We start from the raw sequence: 18,290 nt of genomic DNA, 5'->3' as shown, positions 1-18,290 counted from the left end.
TGTATTATGAATGAGTGAAATAAAACGAAAACAAACAAGAGTAGTAAAAGTAGGAAATGTTGTTATGGGAGGAAATCATGCTGTTGTAATACAGTCTATGTGTAACACAGATACAAGAGATGTAGAAAAAACAGTAAAACAGATATTAGAATTAGAACAGGCAGGCTGTCAAGTGGTAAGGGTGGCTGTACCTGATATGGCAGCAGCAGAAGCAGTAGGAGAAATTAAAAAAAGAATTTCTATTCCTCTTGTTGCAGATATTCATTTTGATTATAAATTGGCATTAAAAGTGATGGATTTAGGAATTGATAAAGTGCGTATCAATCCCGGAAATATTGGAGAACAAAGCCGCATACAGGCGGTAGTAGAAAAGGCAAAACAAAAACAAATTCCTATACGAATTGGTGTAAATAGTGGTTCTTTAGAAAAAGATTTGATACAAAAATATGGTGGCGTTACACCAGAAGGATTAGTTGAAAGTGCATTGCGTCATGTCAGAATATTAGAAAAATATCAATTTTATGATATTGTGGTGTCTATAAAGGCATCAAATGTGCCTTTTAGTGTACAAGCATATACATTACTTTCTGAAAAAATTGATTATCCTATACATGTAGGAATTACAGAAGCAGGCACTGTTTATAGTGGTACTGTAAAATCTGCTGTAGGTATTGGAACGATATTGTTGCAAGGTATTGGGGACACTATAAGGGTTTCACTAACAGGAAATCCTGTGGAAGAAATCAAAGCAGCAAAAGAAATATTAAAAAGTGTTGGTATGCTAGAACAAGGAATTGAATTGATTTCTTGTCCAACTTGTGGCAGAACACAAATTGATTTGATTTCTATTGCTAATGAAGTAGAACAAAAATGTAAAAATTTGAATAAAAAATTAAAAGTAGCAGTTATGGGTTGTGTTGTGAATGGGCCAGGAGAAGCAAGAGAGGCAGATATCGGTATTGCTGGAGGAAAAGGGGAAGGTCTTCTTTTTAAAAAAGGAGAAATTATTAAAAAGATACCAGAAAATGAATTAGTAGAACAACTAATAAAAGAAATAGAAATGATGTAGTATTTTAAAAAATATTGAAATAGTAAGGAGGGGTTTTGTGACAACAAAAACATTTCCTGCTGTTTTTGAAAGAATATCTCTTTCTGAAGCAGTACAAAAAGCATTTTGTAATAGTGTTGTAGAAAATATTATTGTACACAAAAGGCAAAAAAATTTAGAAGTACATTTAATTTCTGATGAGATACTGCAATATACTGCATTGCAGCAGCTTCAAAATGAGTTGTTAAATCAGCTTCCTGGTATAAAAGAAGTGAGTATCAGCCCATTTTTTAATGTAAAAGAAAAATTTTCAGAAAATGAAATTATTGAAAAATGTTGGGAAAATGTAGTGTGTGAAATTTCATCAGAAAGTCCCATTTGTAAGGGTATTATGAAAGAAGCATATTGGCAACTACAACAAAAAAAATTATTAATTTATGTAAAAAATAATACTGCATATTATATGTGTAAAAAAGGCATAGAAGAAAAAATTCAGCAATATTTACAACAACAAACAGGGTTACAATTCCGTGTAATGTTTAAAGATGTACACATTTCTGAGCAAGAAAAAGAAGAATTGTCTCAAAAACAAATTTCTAAGCAAAATGAAATGATAGCACAAATAAGTGCAAAACAGGCAGAAGCAGAAAAAATGCGTAATGCACAACAAACAGAAGCTGTTTCTGAAGGCATTATAAAAGGAGTTCTTTTCGGTAAAGAATTTAATGGTGCTGTTTCAAAAATATATGACAGTAAAATAGAAGGTGAAAAAGTAATTATTGAAGGCAATTTGTTCCATGTAGAAACGAGAGAAATAAAAGGAGAAAAATATATTGTTTCATTTGATATTACAGATTTATCAGACTCTACTACTGTAAAGTTTTTTGTCAAAAAAAATATTTTTGAAAAAGAATTAAAAACATATATAAAAAGTGGCAATTATGTGCGTGTACAAGGAGAGGTACAGTTTGATAAATATGCTAAAGAAATTAACATTATGGCAAAAAATATTATGCTAGCAGAAGCACCTCCTAAAAGAAAAGATAATGCAGAACAAAAAAGAGTAGAACTGCATTTGCACACACAAATGAGTAGTATGGACGGTGTAACAAATGTAAAAACATATATTAAAAGAGCAATAGAATGGGGACACAAAGCCATTGCTATTACAGACCATGGTGTAGTACAAGCATTTCCGGATGCTATGAATGCAGCTAATGGTACAGATTTAAAAGTAATTTATGGTGTAGAAGCGTATTTGATAGATGATTTAGGTAATGTTGTGATGTGTCCAAAAGGACAAAGCTTACAGGATACATTTATAGTATTTGATATTGAAACAACAGGACTTTCTAAAGAGAATGATAAAATTACTGAAATTGGTGCTGTCAAAGTAGAAAATGGTAAAATAACAGATAGATTTAGTACATTTGTAAATCCTAAAAGACGTTTAAGTGAAGAAATCGTAAAACTAACAAATATTACTGATGATATGTTAAAAGATGCCCCTACGATTGATACAGTATTGCCTGAATTTTTGAAATTTTGTGGAAATAACGTACTTGTGGCACACAATGCAGGTTTTGATGTAGGTTTTATTCGAAACAATGCAGAAGCATTACATATGCCTTCTGTAGATAACACTGTTTTAGATACTGTAGAATTATCCAGAACACTTTTACCAGAGTTAAAAAAGCATAAATTAGATATTGTTGCAGAGCATTTAGGGGTTTCATTAGAGGGACATCATAGAGCTGTAAATGATGCAGAAGCTACAGCAGAAATTTTTATAAAATTAATTGCTATGTTGGAACAAAAAGGTATTACAAATATAGATGAAATTAATGTTTTGGCAAGTAGAACAGTGAATTATAATAAATTAAAATCGCATCATGCTATTATATTGGTAAAAAATAATACAGGATTAAGAAATTTATATGAATTGGTATCAAAAGCACATATCAATTATTATTTTAGACGACCACGTATTCCTAAAAGTGAATATTTGAAATTAAAAGAAGGGCTTATGATAGGAAGTGCTTGTGAAGCAGGTGAATTATATAGAGCATTGCTTGACAATAAACCGAAAGAATATATTGAAGAAATTGTAAATTTCTATGATTATTTAGAAATACAGCCTTTAGGAAATAACCATTTTATGATTGCTTCACAAAAAATAGATGCAGTTCGTTCTGTAGAAGATATTAAAGATTTTAATAGAAAAATTGTGCACTTGGGAGAACAGTATAATAAATTGGTAGTAGCGACTTGTGATGCACATTTTATAGACCCAGAAGATGCAGTGTATAGAAAAGTAATTATGACAGCAGAGGGATTTTCTGATGCAGAAAATCAACCACCATTATATTATAGAACAACAGAAGAAATGCTTTCAGAATTTCAGTATTTAGGAGAACAAAAAGCAAAAGAAATTGTTATAACAAATACAAATAAAATTGCAGATAGTATTGAAAAAATAAAACCAATACCTGATGAAACATTTCCACCTAAAATTGATGGTGCAGAAGAACAGCTCAAACAAATTACAATGCAAAAAGCAATATCAATATATGGTGACCCTTTGCCAAAAATTGTACAACAAAGATTAGATAAAGAATTAAATTCTATTATTAAAAATGGATTTTCTGTGTTGTATATTATTGCACAAAAGCTAGTTTGGAAATCTGTTGCAGATGGCTATTTAGTAGGTTCTCGTGGTTCTGTTGGTTCTTCTTTTGTGGCAAATATGGCAGGTATTACAGAAGTAAATTCATTACCTCCACATTATGTTTGTCCAAAGTGTAAATATTCTGATTTTGAGTCTGATGTTGTAAAAGCAGCAGCTATGGAAGAAGGCAGTGGTTGTGATATGCCAGATAAAAATTGTCCAGTTTGTGGCACATTACTCAATAAAGAAGGACATGATATTCCTTTTGAAACATTTTTAGGATTTGATGGAGATAAAGAGCCTGATATTGACTTAAATTTTTCGGGAGAGTATCAGCAAACAGCACATGCTTATACAGAAGAATTGTTTGGTACAGGTCACGTTTTTAAAGCTGGTACAATAGGCACATTGGCAGAAAAAACAGCATATGGTTTTGTAAAAAAATATTTTGATGGAAAAGAAATAACAGCTCATAATGCAGAAATTAACCGTTTGGTACAAGGTTGCACAGGTATTAAAAGAACAACAGGACAACACCCTGGTGGTCTTATGGTTGTACCAAGTGACCATGATATTTATGAGTTTTGTCCTATACAAAGACCAGCAAATGATATGAATTCTACCATTACTACAACACATTTTGATTATCATTCTATTAGTGGACGTCTTTTAAAATTGGATTTGCTAGGACATGACGACCCTACTGTAATTAGAATGTTGTATGATTTAACAGGAGTAAATCCTCAAAGCGTTTCATTGGGAGATAAAGGTACTATGTCATTGTTTGAGTCGCCTAAAGTATTAGGAGTAACATCAGAGCAAATAGGCTGCGAAACAGGTACATTAGGCATACCAGAATTTGGAACAAAATTTGTAAGACAAATGCTTCTTGATACAAAACCTAAAACATTTGCAGATTTATTAAGAATATCAGGACTTTCTCATGGTACTGATGTTTGGATAGGTAATGCTCAAACATTAATAGAAAATAAAGTTATTACATTAAAAGAAACAATTTCTACACGTGATAGTATTATGATTTATTTAATCAATAAAGGAGTAGAAAAAAAGAAATCATTTAAAATTATGGAAAAAGTAAGAAAAGGAAAAGGATTAGACGAAAATGACATTGCAGATATGAAAGCAAATAATGTGCCAGATTGGTATATAGACTCCTGCCAAAAAATAAAATATATGTTTCCAAAGGCACACGCTGCTGCATATGTTATGATGGCATTTCGTATTGCTTATTTTAAAGTAAATTATCCTTTGGCTTATTACGCATCGTATTTTACAGTAAGGGCGTGTGATGATTTTGACTATACTTCTATGTGCTTGGGAGAAGAAATAGCAAAACAAGCAATACATGACATTAATGCAAAAGGTATAGAAGCAACTACAAAAGAAAAAAATAAATTGACAGTATTAGAAATTGTTGTAGAATTTTATGCAAGAGGATTTCATTTTTTACCTATTGATTTATATGAGTCTGATGCAAAAAAATTTATTATAAAAGGAAATGGATTAATTCCTCCTTTTCATTCTTTGCAGGGACTGGGAGATACAGCAGCACAAAGTATTGTAGAGGGCAGACAAAAGGGAGGAGAATTTAAAACAATAGAAGAATTTAAAGAAAGAACTTCTGTAGGCAAAACACTTGTTGAATTGTTAAAAGAAAATGGTGTATTAAAGGGAATACCAGATACAAATCAGTTGTCATTATTTATGGATTAAACAAAAAAGAAAGTCCTGCTATGATATTAGCAGGACTTTTTTTAACAGTTTTCAAAATAGTTTTTTATAAAATCAATAACTTTTTTTTGATTGCCACAACGAGGACAAGTATATATACCACAATAATAAGACAATATTTTAATAAGATGTTCTTCTCCTAATATATATAATACATTACTTAACCAAACAAATGTATCGTCAAATGATATGTTATTCCATTGATTTGGCTGATATATAGCTGGTGTGATTTGGTTTAATTCTTGTTTGTTTGAAAAAGAAAATGATAATTGTTCATCACAATATTCACAGTTATCACACAATATATAAAATATGTCCCAAGCAGAAAGCACTAAAATATGAGCAAGATGTCTATCTCCTAATATTGCTAAAAGAGAAGTACAAAATCCTGATTTTTCAGCAGAGGACATTTGATTTAACAATTCCATATGCTCAAAGAAAAATTTTTTTGTTTTTTGTTGTAGTATAGAAACACTTTTTTCATAATTATCTAATATAGATTGTTCGATTTTATCTTCTTTAGAATGATTTTCTGGAATATCTGTTGCAATACAATAACCAACATTTGAAATGATGTAAAATTGTTCTAAAAAATTATTTTCGTATTGTTCTAGCAATGTTACAATATAAGGCAGAGCAATATATGTAGCATTATAAAAACTCATTTGATGACTTATATTTTCAAATAAATTTTCAAAAGCAATATAATAATCTGAATTTTCATTTTTTTTATAAAAAAGTTGTTTTTCATTTGTGAGTACTATAATATCGTCTTTTACACTTCCATAAGCTCCTTTGTACATATCCCATAAAGGGGAATTAAAATCTATTAAATTCATAATTGTTCCTTTCTATATTTATCTAGATGATGTTTACTATTTTTTTATATAGATAAATTTTAATATTGTGTCTGTATTTTTTTTATAATTTCATTTAGTGAAATTGGAGTATAATTTATTCTTTCTACAGACACACAATAATGTTGACTACTATATGTGTTAAACATTGGGGAATTGTGAACGTGTCCGAATATATTTGCATAGGGCATATTGCTGTTTATATACATTGGCATATGAGATAATATCCAAAATTCATTTAATATAATAGGCATATCATACACTTCTGTAAAACCAACAGAACGATAATATTCATTGCTATATTTGTCATGATTTCCTTTTATAAGATATTTTTTACCATTTAATTGATTTAATATAGAACATTCGTTTTTATCAGCACCAAAATCACCAATAACATAAACAATATCACTGTTTTTTACAGTACAATTCCACCTATAAATAATTTCATTATTCATTTGTGTAATACTTTGAAAAGGTCTATTTTCATATCTTATAATAGTTTGCTCTGAAAAATGAGTATCTGCAATAAAATATATGTTAGTCATATTACCACCTTATTTTTATGATTGATTTAAATAGGCTTCATCATCTACATCTAATGCTTCTACTAATAAAATTTCTTCATTTTTTTCTATAAATGTGTTCATAGTATAACTATTTGCAAAAAGGAAAACAGGTCTTTCAAATCTGTCATAAACAAGTGAACAACGAGAAGAAACATAATTTTTTAAATCAATGTCTTTTGAAACAGTAGGAGATACCCATCTTGCTACACTATAATCTAAATCTTCCATACGTACTTCTGAATTGTATTCATTTTTAAGACGATATTCAAATACTTCAAATTGTAACACTCCTACAGCACCAAGTATAATATCGTTATACTCATTGTGATAAACTTGTATTGCACCCTCTTGAGCCAACTGTGAAACACCTTTTTGAAATTGTTTTGCTTTTAAAGAGTTAATAGGGTGTACTCTTTTAAAAAATTCAGGTGGAAATGTAGGAAGTGGTTCAAAAAATATTTTATCTTTACTTGTAGTTAATGTATCGCCAATTTGATAATTACCTGTGTCATAAATACCAATAACATCACCAGCATAAGCTTTTTCTACTGTTTCCCTTTCATTTGCCATAAGTTGCGTAGATTGACTTAATTTGAATTGTTTTCCAGTACGAGAAAGTGTAACATTCATTCCTCTTTCAAATGTACCAGAGCAGATACGTAAAAATGCCAGTCTATCTCTGTGTGCAGGGTTCATGTTAGCTTGAATTTTAAATATGAAACCGCTAAAAAAGTCATCAGTAGGTTTTATTGCTCCTGTAGTTGTTTTCCTTTCGCCAGGAGCAGGTGACCAATCTAAAAAGTGATTTAAAAAGGGAACAATACCAAAATCTACTAAAGCAGAACCAAAAAATACAGGAGAAAGTTTTCCTTCTTTTATTGCTTGTAAATCAAAAGCATTTCCAGCACCATCTAATAATTCAATTTCATTACGAAGTATATCAATATTTGCTTCACTGATAATACCATCTAATTTATCACCATATACACCATTTGCACCTAAATCAATTACATCATTTTTTCTATATATATATACTTTGTTTTCTAATCTGTCATAAATTCCTTCAAATGTTAAGCCATTTCCTATAGGCCATGTGACAGCAGTAGAAGGCAGTCCAAGTGCATCTTCTAAATCTGCCATACAATCAAGAGGGTCTTTTGATTGGCGGTCTAATTTATTTATAAATGTAAATATAGGAATTTGACGCATACTACATACTTTAAAAAGTTTTTCTGTTTGTGCTTCAACACCTTTTGCTGCGTCAATTACCATAACAGCACTGTCTACAGATGTCAATATACGATATGTGTCTTCACCAAAGTCGTTATGTCCGGGAGTGTCCATAATAGAAACAACTTTATCATTATATTCAAATTGCATAACAGAAGAGGTGACAGAAATACCTCTTTGCTTTTCAATTTCCATCCAGTCTGATTTTGCAAATTTTTGATTTCTTCTTGCCTTAACAGTACCAGCCTCTCTGATTGCACCACCATGAAGAAGCAATTTTTCTGTTAATGTTGTTTTACCAGCATCAGGGTGAGAAATGACACCGAAAATACGTCTTTTTTGTATTATTTCTTGATTAACCATATAAATTAATTTCCTTTCTTTCTCTTTTTTACCATTATTCTATTGTAACCGAAATAATGAAAAAAGAAAACAATAATATGATATTTATAATGAATTTTTACAATAAAAAAGTCCCATTCGTTTTTATAAACTTTTGGGACTTTTATATTATTCTATATTTTCTACAATGTCCATAATATTTATAGCATCACCAGAAGGTTGTGATAATGCTTTTTGATCTGTGGCTTCCATAGTCATACCACAATTAAACACCATAGTTAGCATATTTGGTACACTTAAATGAAATGTTACAGTAGCAGTTGTATCATTTTGATTTGCAGATACTGTAATATAATTTGTACCACCTGTGCCAGCAGTAATATTCATGTCGTAACCAGAAATTTCGTTATTACTTTCTAAAAGTTTAATAGTAAAATGAATATCAGCACCATCTTGACTAAAATCGAATTGTGAAGTATATCCATCTGCTTGCTGTTGGAAAGAATTATCTCCAAAAAGTGCTACAAAACTGCCTATAGATTGTTGAAAATCGTTGTAATCGTTTACACTTGTTAATGGTACAGAAGCAAGTGCATTTTTGATATAGTATTCAAAATTAAAGTCATTATATTTTGTCGTTTCTACTAATTCAGAGAAATCAATGTCCATACCCATAGAAGAATAAAATTCATTTAAATCCATGTAGTACCAAGCATTTCCGTCCATATCTGCAAGAGCAAATAATGGAGATTGGAAATAAATTTTTGCTGTAGAAATATCTGTAATATAATTGATTTCTATATTTTCTAATGCGTTTACAACAGTATTTGCAATTTCTGATGTTTCTTCATCAGGTGCTTCTGTTGCAATATATTTTTTCAATCCTTCTGTGTTTAATTGCATTGCCATAGACATATTTTGTTTGTCTTGTTCTGAAATACCTTCAAATGTACCAGAACCTGTAATTGGCATCAGTTCTGCTGTAGTTTCATTATAAGGCATATTTAATTCAAAAGAAAAAGTACCTTTGAAAATATAAGGCTGTTGAGAGAATTTTTTGTTATATTCCATATAACGGTTCATAATAGAGAAAGAACCAGCATCTGCTAATAATTTGTCTGTGTCAATTAACAATGCTGTTTTTTGTTCTGCGTCCCAGCCTACTGGATAGTCAAATGCTTCTCCTAAAAAACGTATTGGTATGTAAGTATTTCCAGAAGAAATCACCATAGATGTTTCTAAATTTTTTTCTACACCATTTTTTATTACAGTAACATTTGTTTCTCCAGGGTGAAATTGTATTGTTGTATCGCCTCTTTGTGCTGTTGTTAAATGTTGTGTGTCGTCATAATATACTTCTGCACCCATTTGCTGCAATGTATCACGGAGAGGAACAAATACACGATTTTTGCGGTTGATAGGTTTTAAATTATCAAAAGCAATCATTTCACCATTAATTTGTAAATTCATATCATTATTTTCTTCTGCCCATGTTGTAACAGAAATACTTGCTGCTATAGTGAATGTGGTTAATATAGCAGTAAATTTTTTTAATATTTGTTTCATATAATTACCTCCTTTTACTATAAAATAATATAATATTAATATTATATTTTTATTAGTATAGCACAATAACATAATAAACACAATGAAAAGGATAAACAAAAAAAGCAGAAGTATAATACTTCTACTTTATTGTATTCTATTCTTTTAATATACCATTTCTATCTACAAGACGTGTAATAGCAGAAAAAATGCTATCATATAAATAATCATATCCTTTTTCACTTAAGTGTATGCCATCATATTGAAAAAGAGAAGTAAATTCTTCCTCACTTTCGTATTTTAATATAGAAAAAAAGTCAATCATAGTACAATGATATTGTTCTGCTACTTTTTTTATAATATCACAGTATTTTTCTACTCTATCTGTTGTAGTAAATGGAAAAAAATCTGTATCTACAACTGGAGGGGGTGTGATTAAAACAACAATAGGACGACAATGATGTAATCCTGTATGATTATTGTGATTTTGTATTTGCTCTATTATAGAACACATATTTTTTTCATATTCATAAGCAGTACGATATTGGTCTTCTACTAATGCACTATCATTAGAGCCTAAAAGTATAAAAACAATGTTAGGGTGATAATCTAAAACGTCTTTTTGTATACGTTGTAATGCTTCTCTTGTAGTATCACCATTTATACCACTGTTTATTATTTTCCAGTTGACAGAAGGATAACATTGAGGTAAAAAAGCCTCTAAACGCCTTGTATAAGTACATTTTTTGCTTACACCATAGCCAAATGTAATACTGTCACCAAAGGCAACAATTGTTGTTTGTATCATTTGCTGCTCCTCCTTATTTATATTATATTGATGTTATAATTCAGTGATAAAGAATAAATCAAGTAAGAAGGGCAAAAAATATTATATTTTCAATACTTTTAGGCACTTCTTACTTAAATATTTTATTTCAATTTATGCTTGTTTGTCCCACTCTTGTCCCACTTTTTCAAAATTTAGCTTTTGTTCTAATGTTTCAGCAGCCGCAATGTCGGCATCTATAAGAGCGTGGACATATCTATTTGTAGTGACTAAATTAGAGTGCCCTAAACGACTAGAAACGGTTTTGATATTTGTACCACTTGCAAGTAGTATTGTAGCCGAAGTATGACGAAGGGCGTGAAATTTAATGTGTGATAAAGCATTTTTTTGTAAAAAATATTTAAACCAATTTGAAATACTATATGGCGATATATAATCTCCTTTTTTATCTGTAAAAATCATATTATGTTTATTCCATTCCTTTTCAGAGGATAATTTTATTTCTAATTGTCTATTTCTATATTGTTTTAACATTTCTATCATATAGCTAGGTACTGCAATAATACGATTGCTTGTGTTATTTTTAGGTGATTTGATACCTTTTTCCCCTTTAATATTATATAAACTTTTGCAAATATTGATTTGATTTTTTTTCCATATCACGTCAGACCACTGCAAAGCGGCAATTTCCCCCTTTCTACAGCCAGTACATAATGCTAGGTGAATAAGTACCCTCCACATAATAGGCTCATTTTCTAGGCACTCTAAAAGCTTTTTAATACCATTTTCATCTAATATATCTGTATGAGTTGGGGCAGCTTTTGGGAAATTTAATTTTGTTGAAACAGATGGATTGTATTCTAAAAACCCCATTTTACAAGCAAAACAAAATAATGATTGTACAACTGCATAATATGTTTTTATAGAAGTTGCTGATATACTTTTTTCTGAAAGAGCATATATAAATTTTTGTAGGTGCATTGGTGTAACTTCTGCTAATTTTATATGACCCAACGCAGGTACAATATAATTTGTAATAATACTTTTATAAACATGATAAGTAGTAGGAGAAAGTGCCTTTTTCTGCATTTCTAAATAAATATCACAAAATTCATATAGTTTTATTTTATTGTCTATTTTTGTAACAATACCATTTTTTACTTTTTCTTCAAACTGTACAGCAATTTTATTTAATTCTTTTTCTATTTGACGTTCTGTCATTTTGTCATCTGGTTTCCATGACATAGAATTTACTACTTTTTTACCATAAAGGTCAGTACCGCAAAATACTCTAATTTGATAAGAGTTTCCTCTTTTTCTAATCGTTGCCATATTATATCAATCCTTTCTTGTTTAAAAAAACTTGAAATTGTAGGACGGCTTTGATATAATAATGGTGACTAAACTTATTATATTAATTCTTTTTTTAAAGTCCTTAGTGTGTTGTAGACATTAGGGACTTTATTATTTTATGGATAATTGATAAGTGCTTCCGTGCTTTACACGTTTGATTTCTCCTTTTTTTTCGTATTATACAATATTTGTGTTATAATAAATAAAAAAGGAGTGATAGTATGAAATATAAACTATATAAACTTGAAATAAAATTATTAATATATATTCTTTGTGATAAATTAGATTTTCTATTGTTTCGTCCTATTATACCTATGATAGTTATTGATAGATATATATCTTTTCTAAGGAAATTACAAAAGAATATACTTGATGATGTGGATAAAATTAATCAGCAATTTCGTTAACAGGTGTATTTTGTAAAATATTATCTGTTAATATAGTTGTTTGAGTTTCAATATTATATTTTTCGTTGTTTAGTTTTCCAGAAGGATTACTATCAAGATATTTTATTGTTGTAGTAATGATTTTTTCTATTTGTTCTAAATTTTCTCCATTATTTTCAACATTAAATCCTAATTCTTGATATTTTTTTAGTAAGCTTAGTCTAAATTCTTCTTTGTTTACTTCAGTTTGTTTCATTTTTAAGTTAATTTGATTATTTTTAAGTTTGTAGTATATAGTAGCACCATAATCAACTGTTGCAATGATTATTTTTATCAGTGCTGTTACTGCTATAATAGAAACGAATATTGAACCACTTTCTACCTTTTGTATGTAATAATCTTTTGGTTCATCTTCTGGCAAAAGAGCTTGTATATTAATAATCATATTTGATACAAGCTCAATATCTTTGCTCATAGTTATTAAATCAGAAGTTTTTTTATTAGATTGTATATTCAATTCTGTATACTCAGGATTATTTTGTATTTGTTCAGGTACTTCATTATATAATTCGGCTGCAATAGACTGAAAAAATGAAAAATTTAAATATAAAGTAATATAATAGTTATATGTTTCCTCAAATTTAATATGTACCTTATGAGCATAAGTAAATTTTGTGTAATCATTATTTTCATATGAACTAAAGTTATTGCACATAGTTATAAATTCTTTTGTATAATCCAAAAAATTTTTAAGTTGTTTATTGAGAGTATCTGAATAAAGACGTAAATGTGAAAAATTAGTTATTGTTTCAGTTGTTGAAAAAGAACATATAGTTATTTTTTTTGCTAAGTCAAAAATAATATTTAAGTAAGAAGTATCATCTTTAGGGACAAAAATGTCTTCAATGGAGATATTATTTTTGTAAGATAACTCGTCTTTTGATAAATTTAATATAATATTAGAATAGTTATATACAACTTCAGCTTTATAGTTTTCCAATGAAGTAGTGAATTGTTTTAAATCTTTAAAAAGGTTACTAAGTAATTCACAATCAGCAAGTATATTATTTAAAACCATTATATATTACTCCTTTCAAAATTTAACTTTTATTATATCTTTTCAGTTTTATCTTGCATTTCAAAAACAAAGTTCATAAATTTTGTTCTATCACGAGCCTCTAAAGAACGATATATATTTAGTATTTCTGTTTCTTCTTTTGATAGTTGTGTACTTTTATTAGTAGATGAAGGAACAGAAATAGAAGTATCCCCTTTTATAATATTGCCTTGTATAAAATTACTGTCGTTTATATCATTGATATTATTCACATAATGAATGTTTGTTTGTTCTTCAGTTTTCCCTATTAAATAATCTACTGAAACATTAAAATAGTCTGCTAATTTAGAAAGTGTACTTCCTTTAGGAACAACCCCTTTTTTCCATTTATTCATATTGCCACTACTCATACCCAATTCTTGAATTAAATTTGTCAGCTTAATACCTTTATTATCACATAATAATTTAAGTCTTTCGTAAAACATCAATAATCCTCCTTTAAATTAAAAAATATTCTTAAAGTGCAAAAAAAAGTATTGACAAACGCACTTTAGGAATGTATAATATAATCAAGGTTAAAGAAATTAACCTAATTATATCACAAAAAGGAGGTTTTCACAATGAATATAGGTGAAAATATCAGATTAAGGCGAATTTCAAAAAGAATGAGCCAAGAGCAATTAGCTCAAAAAGCGGAAGTTTCCGCTACTATGATAAGCTACATTGAAACAGGTTTGAAACCATTACCTTTAAAAACAGGTTATCTGATTGCAAAAGCATTGGATTGTACAGTAGATGAATTGATAGAAAAAGAATGTCAAATTATAGCAGAAAAATAAAGTAACAATGTCCAAGCGGTGCAACACAAAATATAGTAGGTTAGGAGGTGGAAAGGTGAGAAAAGAAAAAATCCATCAACCTTATAATAAATTTAAGGGATTTCTTAAAGAAAAGGAATTGACTTATTCAGATGTAGGAAAAGTATTAAATATTTCAGTAACAGCGGTTTTAAACAAAATAAATGGAGTTTCTGATTTTTATGTAGAAGAAGTAAAAACTCTACAATCTAAATATGGAATGGAATTATCTGTTTTCTTTAATTAAAAAAATAGATAGGTATTTTGCAATAACCTACCTATTTAGTAAATCCTATTTTCTTAATGTTAGATGATTTAAGTATATAGGACATTCTCCTTCAATATTGCATTTAAAATAATCTGAACATTTAAAAGAAAATGCTCGATAGTTATCAAAAGAACTACCTAATATAGGTATAAAAACATAATGTAAGCTAATTGTTTGTTCATCGTCTATAAAAGGACAGTATTCTGTATAACTTCTATCGAAAGGAAAACGAGTTCTAATCATAAATATCACCACCTTTCTATAAAACAATTCTTAATTGTGATATAAGAATTGTAATATAGAGAATAAGAAATGTCAATATATAGTTTTTAAAAATATAAACACACAATATATTGACAACTATCTTTATTGACATAAGATTTAGGTAAGCAAATAAAAATATGATTATCACATATTAAAAATAAAAAGGAGGAAAACAGATGAAGGAATTATTAGAAAGAAGTAAGCAAACACCTATTGAGATTTTATTGCAAGTAGATGGAGAAGGTAAGACGACAGCAAAAGCACTATATGAATTTTTAGGATTAAGCAAAAATAATTATACTAGATGGTGCAAAAAGAATATACTAGAAAATTCTTTTGCAGAAGAAAACGTTGATTTTTGGGCATTCCTCATTAATGAGGAATGGGGTGGACAGGCTACAACAGACTACAAACTAACAGCTTCTTTTGCCAAAAAGCTAGCTATGAGTTCACAGACAGAAAGAGGAGAACAAGCAAGAGAATATTTTGTAAAGATAGAAGAAAAGTTTAAAAAAGTAGTGAGCAAAAAAGCAACATCAAATGAAGAACAAAAAGCAAAAATGATGAGGGCAGAAGCAATGCTATTAAATGCCAAAAACAGAACATTTAAAACACTTATGCAGTCTATAGATAATAAAAAGTTGTCGCCCATTGCAATAGAAGTTTTTGGATTGAAAACATTAGAAGGTACATTTGGTGTTGATGTAGGTAATTATCTGCCCAAAATTGAGAAAACTTATTCAGCTACAGATGTGGGTAAAATATTAGGAATTTCTGCGAATATGGTAGGTAAAATTGCAAATGCAAATAATCTAAAAACAGAAGAATATGGCATATTTGCACTTGATAAATCCAGATATAGCAATAAAGAAGTAGAAAGTTTTCGCTACAATCAAAAAGGTGTAGACGCATTAAAAGAGTTTTGTATGAGTAAGTAACACAATTAGCAATAGTGTCCCAAGCGGTGCAACACGAAATATAGTAGGTTAGGAGATGTGGAAATGAAAGCAAAAGACATAAAAATCGTTGAGGATTACAAGGGAAATAAGTTTTTACAAGTTGACACTGATACACCTTATAAAGAGGAGAAAAAAACCATAGGTACTATAAAATTTGGAAGAAAAAATGGCAAACCATATTGTACAATTAGTAACAATATAGAAATCAGTCTAAAAAAAGAGGATAGGCGAACACTAAACGGTGTTATGTTCGCCAAGATTGTGTAGTTTTAAGTATAAGCAACAATGTCCAAGCGGTGCAACAAATCAAATAGTAAAAAGTCAGTAGGACGGCTTTGATAAAAAGGGAGGATTATTATGCAAAACATTAGCATTGATTTTATATCCCAAAATGATATTAGAATTAGTATTGATGGTAAAAAGCTAGAAAATATATCAAGTTTTTCACTAAAAATAAAGGAAGGTAAAAATCCGAAATGTGTTTTTGAGAAAAAAGCATTTAAGGAACAGAACCAACTAGAAGTAATAAAGGGTAATAAAGTGCCACAGCTTCGCACAATCAGAGAAGCGGTAGAAGCATTAAAGAAAGAGGATACAGAAACAGCAATTACAGAATATGCAGTGCGACAGTTAATTAATCAAAATAAAATACCTTTTTCTTTTAAAGGTAGGACTAAGGTTGTTGATTTAAATGTATTAAAAAGCTATTTCAGCGGTGAAGGAAAAACACCAAAAGTAATAAAGAGAAAGATAGAACCTGCATATATAGAACCTATATTTTAAAGGAGGAAATCATATGAAAATTGCAAGAGAATTAAATTTGAATGAAAGTTTAGAGGAGTTAGTACAGGAGAAGTTAGATGTGCTTCAAAATGAGAAAGCAAGAGTAGTATTTTATAAAGAAGAAGGCAAATGGCAGACAAATGTTATTGTGTTGCAAGAGGATAACACGGTAAGTGAAAGAGATTTGAAAACATTAAAATGGATAAAAAGTGTAGATGATAAAGCGTTAGTAATAGAAAAGCGTGACTTTAAAAAAAATTGGAAAGATGAACTTGTTACATTAGAAGAAATGGTTGGCACAATAGAATACAAATATAATCAGATGGATTGCCATAACAATATTGGTAAGTTTTTAGAAAAATGTGAAGAAATGCAAAAAAATCAGCCTACAACATTAAAATTTGACAAGAAGGAATTTTTGCAATCAAGATTAGGTGGTATGTTACACAGTCATATGGATATATTGCAATATGGAAATGAATATAAACCTAAATATAACATATTTGAAGAAATAACAGTTATAAAAGCAATATTAGCAGCAATAAAACAATGTTATGGTGTGACATATTATATTGCATTTAATCAAGATAAATGTGGCATTTTCTCACCAGATACGAATGATTGGTTATTTGAGTAATGAGTTAAATAATCACAATATATAGTGTCCAAGCGGTGTAACAAAAAATTAAGAGTAAAAGGAGATAGTAACATATGGCAACTATGGAAGGATTAAGAGAAATTGTAAAAGAAGGTTACAAAAAATGGGCAGAAGAAAATGAAAAAACAGCGAGTGAACTTAGAGCAATAAGCGAAGCAGCAAAAGAAATGACAGAAGAAGAAATAAAACAGTATTATGAAGAATTACAATTCAAATATTTTACAGCAAGTTTTTTGAAAACAAGCTTAAATATGTATGAAAAAATGCAAGAAGAAACACAAGAAAATATACAAAATGAGGAGTGATAAGGGGGAATGTTATGACAGATTTGAAAAGGCAAGCGGAAAAAATGGGCTTGCAGGTGGGCAGAAATGTCACAATATATCAAGCAGTACATAGAAATCAGACACAAAAGGAATATAAAAAGAAATATGACGCAACGGTAGAAAAGTTGTATCCATATGTTTTTACAGTAAAACAAAAAGGAAATGGCACTATAGAAAGCTTTCAGTATGGACAAGTAGTGTTGACAAAAGAGGTGAGATTGAATTAAAAAGATGTCATAACAATTAAAAATCTAATTTATGTAAAAAAAGAAAAGGAGCAGATATGTACCAATATGTGATATGTTTTATGGTGGTTGTGGTAGTAATGTGCGTTGTGGCAGATGTTGCCTTTCGCATAGAAATGAAACATTACAAAAAGAAATTAGCGAGGAAGTGGAATGTTGAGAAGGGTAGTACAGGTGATAATAGCGGTTATGATAGGCGTTAGTGTATTTATATGGGCGGAACAAGCAGCCTATAAGCAACGTGGCTATCAAGCATACGGCGGGGAGTACATATTAGCGGTAATAGCAGGTGTAGTAAGCTACTGTATTGCAGGGAAGGTATAAAATAAGCCCCTAAGG

The 18,290-nt window shown here is 29.5% G+C and carries 21 protein-coding genes; 12 read left to right on the top strand and 9 right to left on the bottom strand.

From position 1 onward, the window contains the following. Positions 1–19 precede the first annotated feature (19 nt). Together ispG and C820_RS11890 are read left to right on the top strand one after the other, a co-directional pair. Complete coding sequence (ispG, locus tag C820_RS11895; protein WP_286010440.1) at positions 20–1,069, top strand: flavodoxin-dependent (E)-4-hydroxy-3-methylbut-2-enyl-diphosphate synthase; 1,050 nt, start codon at positions 20–22, stop codon at positions 1,067–1,069. 37 nt (positions 1,070–1,106) lie between these two features. After that, on the top strand, positions 1,107–5,450 hold the full coding sequence (locus C820_RS11890) for a PolC-type DNA polymerase III (RefSeq protein WP_004033531.1): 4,344 nt from the start codon (positions 1,107–1,109) through the stop codon (positions 5,448–5,450). A gap of 41 nt (positions 5,451–5,491) precedes the next feature. Here the strand turns inward: C820_RS11890 and C820_RS11885 are convergent, their stop codons facing one another. The 8 genes from C820_RS11885 to C820_RS11850 all read right to left on the bottom strand — a co-directional run bounded on the left by C820_RS11885 (position 5,492) and on the right by C820_RS11850 (position 14,076). Then, complete coding sequence (locus C820_RS11885; RefSeq protein WP_004033532.1) at positions 5,492–6,307, bottom strand: hypothetical protein; 816 nt, start codon at positions 6,305–6,307, stop codon at positions 5,492–5,494. Positions 6,308–6,366: 59 nt separating this feature from the next. Next, positions 6,367–6,870 carry a metallophosphoesterase gene (locus tag C820_RS11880; RefSeq protein ID WP_004033533.1) on the bottom strand — a complete coding sequence of 168 codons (504 nt, stop codon included), beginning with the start codon at positions 6,868–6,870 and terminating at the stop codon, positions 6,367–6,369. Positions 6,871–6,885: 15 nt separating this feature from the next. Beyond that, positions 6,886–8,484 (bottom strand): peptide chain release factor 3, encoded by a 1,599-nt coding sequence (locus tag C820_RS11875; protein WP_004033534.1) that lies wholly within the window; start codon positions 8,482–8,484, stop codon positions 6,886–6,888. A 147-nt stretch (positions 8,485–8,631) separates the two neighbouring features. Further along, positions 8,632–10,029 (bottom strand): copper amine oxidase N-terminal domain-containing protein, encoded by a 1,398-nt coding sequence (locus C820_RS11870; protein ID WP_004033535.1) that lies wholly within the window; start codon positions 10,027–10,029, stop codon positions 8,632–8,634. 136 nt (positions 10,030–10,165) lie between these two features. Beyond that, a complete protein-coding gene (locus C820_RS11865; RefSeq protein ID WP_004033536.1) occupies positions 10,166–10,816 on the bottom strand; it encodes an SGNH/GDSL hydrolase family protein in 651 nt (216 codons plus the stop codon). Positions 10,817–10,948: 132 nt separating this feature from the next. Then, entirely contained in the window at positions 10,949–12,127 is a 1,179-nt protein-coding gene (locus C820_RS11860) for a tyrosine-type recombinase/integrase (RefSeq protein WP_004033537.1), read from the bottom strand. Positions 12,128–12,535: 408 nt separating this feature from the next. Then, positions 12,536–13,612, bottom strand: coding sequence for a hypothetical protein (locus C820_RS11855; RefSeq protein WP_004033540.1), 1,077 nt, complete (start codon positions 13,610–13,612; stop codon positions 12,536–12,538). Positions 13,613–13,644: 32 nt separating this feature from the next. Next, the gene (locus C820_RS11850; RefSeq protein WP_004033542.1) at positions 13,645–14,076 is read right to left on the bottom strand and encodes a helix-turn-helix domain-containing protein; all 432 of its coding nucleotides are present in this window, start codon (positions 14,074–14,076) and stop codon (positions 13,645–13,647) included. Between the two features lie 135 nt (positions 14,077–14,211). Between C820_RS11850 and C820_RS11845 the strand changes: the two genes are divergently transcribed. Further along, entirely contained in the window at positions 14,212–14,430 is a 219-nt protein-coding gene (locus tag C820_RS11845) for a helix-turn-helix domain-containing protein (protein WP_004033547.1), read from the top strand. A gap of 55 nt (positions 14,431–14,485) precedes the next feature. Beyond that, on the top strand, positions 14,486–14,695 hold the full coding sequence (locus tag C820_RS11840; protein WP_004033550.1) for a hypothetical protein: 210 nt from the start codon (positions 14,486–14,488) through the stop codon (positions 14,693–14,695). 45 nt (positions 14,696–14,740) lie between these two features. Here the strand turns inward: C820_RS11840 and C820_RS11835 are convergent, their stop codons facing one another. Beyond that, positions 14,741–14,959, bottom strand: a complete 219-nt coding sequence (locus C820_RS11835) for a hypothetical protein (protein ID WP_004033551.1) — start codon at positions 14,957–14,959, stop codon at positions 14,741–14,743. A 197-nt stretch (positions 14,960–15,156) separates the two neighbouring features. Between C820_RS11835 and C820_RS11830 the strand changes: the two genes are divergently transcribed. From C820_RS11830 to C820_RS14490, 8 genes are all read left to right on the top strand, one after another. After that, positions 15,157–15,918, top strand: a complete 762-nt coding sequence (locus C820_RS11830; protein WP_004033554.1) for an antA/AntB antirepressor family protein — start codon at positions 15,157–15,159, stop codon at positions 15,916–15,918. Positions 15,919–15,981: 63 nt separating this feature from the next. Then, positions 15,982–16,206 carry a hypothetical protein gene (locus tag C820_RS11825; RefSeq protein ID WP_004033556.1) on the top strand — a complete coding sequence of 75 codons (225 nt, stop codon included), beginning with the start codon at positions 15,982–15,984 and terminating at the stop codon, positions 16,204–16,206. Between the two features lie 90 nt (positions 16,207–16,296). Then, a complete protein-coding gene (locus C820_RS11820) occupies positions 16,297–16,722 on the top strand; it encodes a hypothetical protein (RefSeq protein ID WP_004033558.1) in 426 nt (141 codons plus the stop codon). A gap of 13 nt (positions 16,723–16,735) precedes the next feature. Next, positions 16,736–17,359, top strand: coding sequence for a hypothetical protein (locus tag C820_RS11815; protein ID WP_004033560.1), 624 nt, complete (start codon positions 16,736–16,738; stop codon positions 17,357–17,359). Between the two features lie 74 nt (positions 17,360–17,433). Continuing rightward, the gene (locus C820_RS11810; protein ID WP_004033561.1) at positions 17,434–17,685 is read left to right on the top strand and encodes a hypothetical protein; all 252 of its coding nucleotides are present in this window, start codon (positions 17,434–17,436) and stop codon (positions 17,683–17,685) included. Positions 17,686–17,699: 14 nt separating this feature from the next. Beyond that, positions 17,700–17,933 (top strand): Veg family protein, encoded by a 234-nt coding sequence (locus tag C820_RS11805; RefSeq protein ID WP_004033563.1) that lies wholly within the window; start codon positions 17,700–17,702, stop codon positions 17,931–17,933. A gap of 56 nt (positions 17,934–17,989) precedes the next feature. Beyond that, the gene (locus C820_RS11800) at positions 17,990–18,154 is read left to right on the top strand and encodes a hypothetical protein (RefSeq protein WP_004033565.1); all 165 of its coding nucleotides are present in this window, start codon (positions 17,990–17,992) and stop codon (positions 18,152–18,154) included. Next, complete coding sequence (locus C820_RS14490) at positions 18,141–18,275, top strand: hypothetical protein (RefSeq protein ID WP_286010431.1); 135 nt, start codon at positions 18,141–18,143, stop codon at positions 18,273–18,275. Before C820_RS11800 ends, C820_RS14490 begins: the two co-directional genes overlap by 14 nt. Positions 18,276–18,290 lie beyond the last annotated feature (15 nt).

Source organism: Clostridium sp. MD294 (genome assembly GCF_000364165.2).
Lineage (GTDB): Bacteria > Bacillota > Clostridia > Lachnospirales > Anaerotignaceae > Coprocola.
This window is presented reverse-complemented; position numbering and strand designations above follow the sequence as displayed.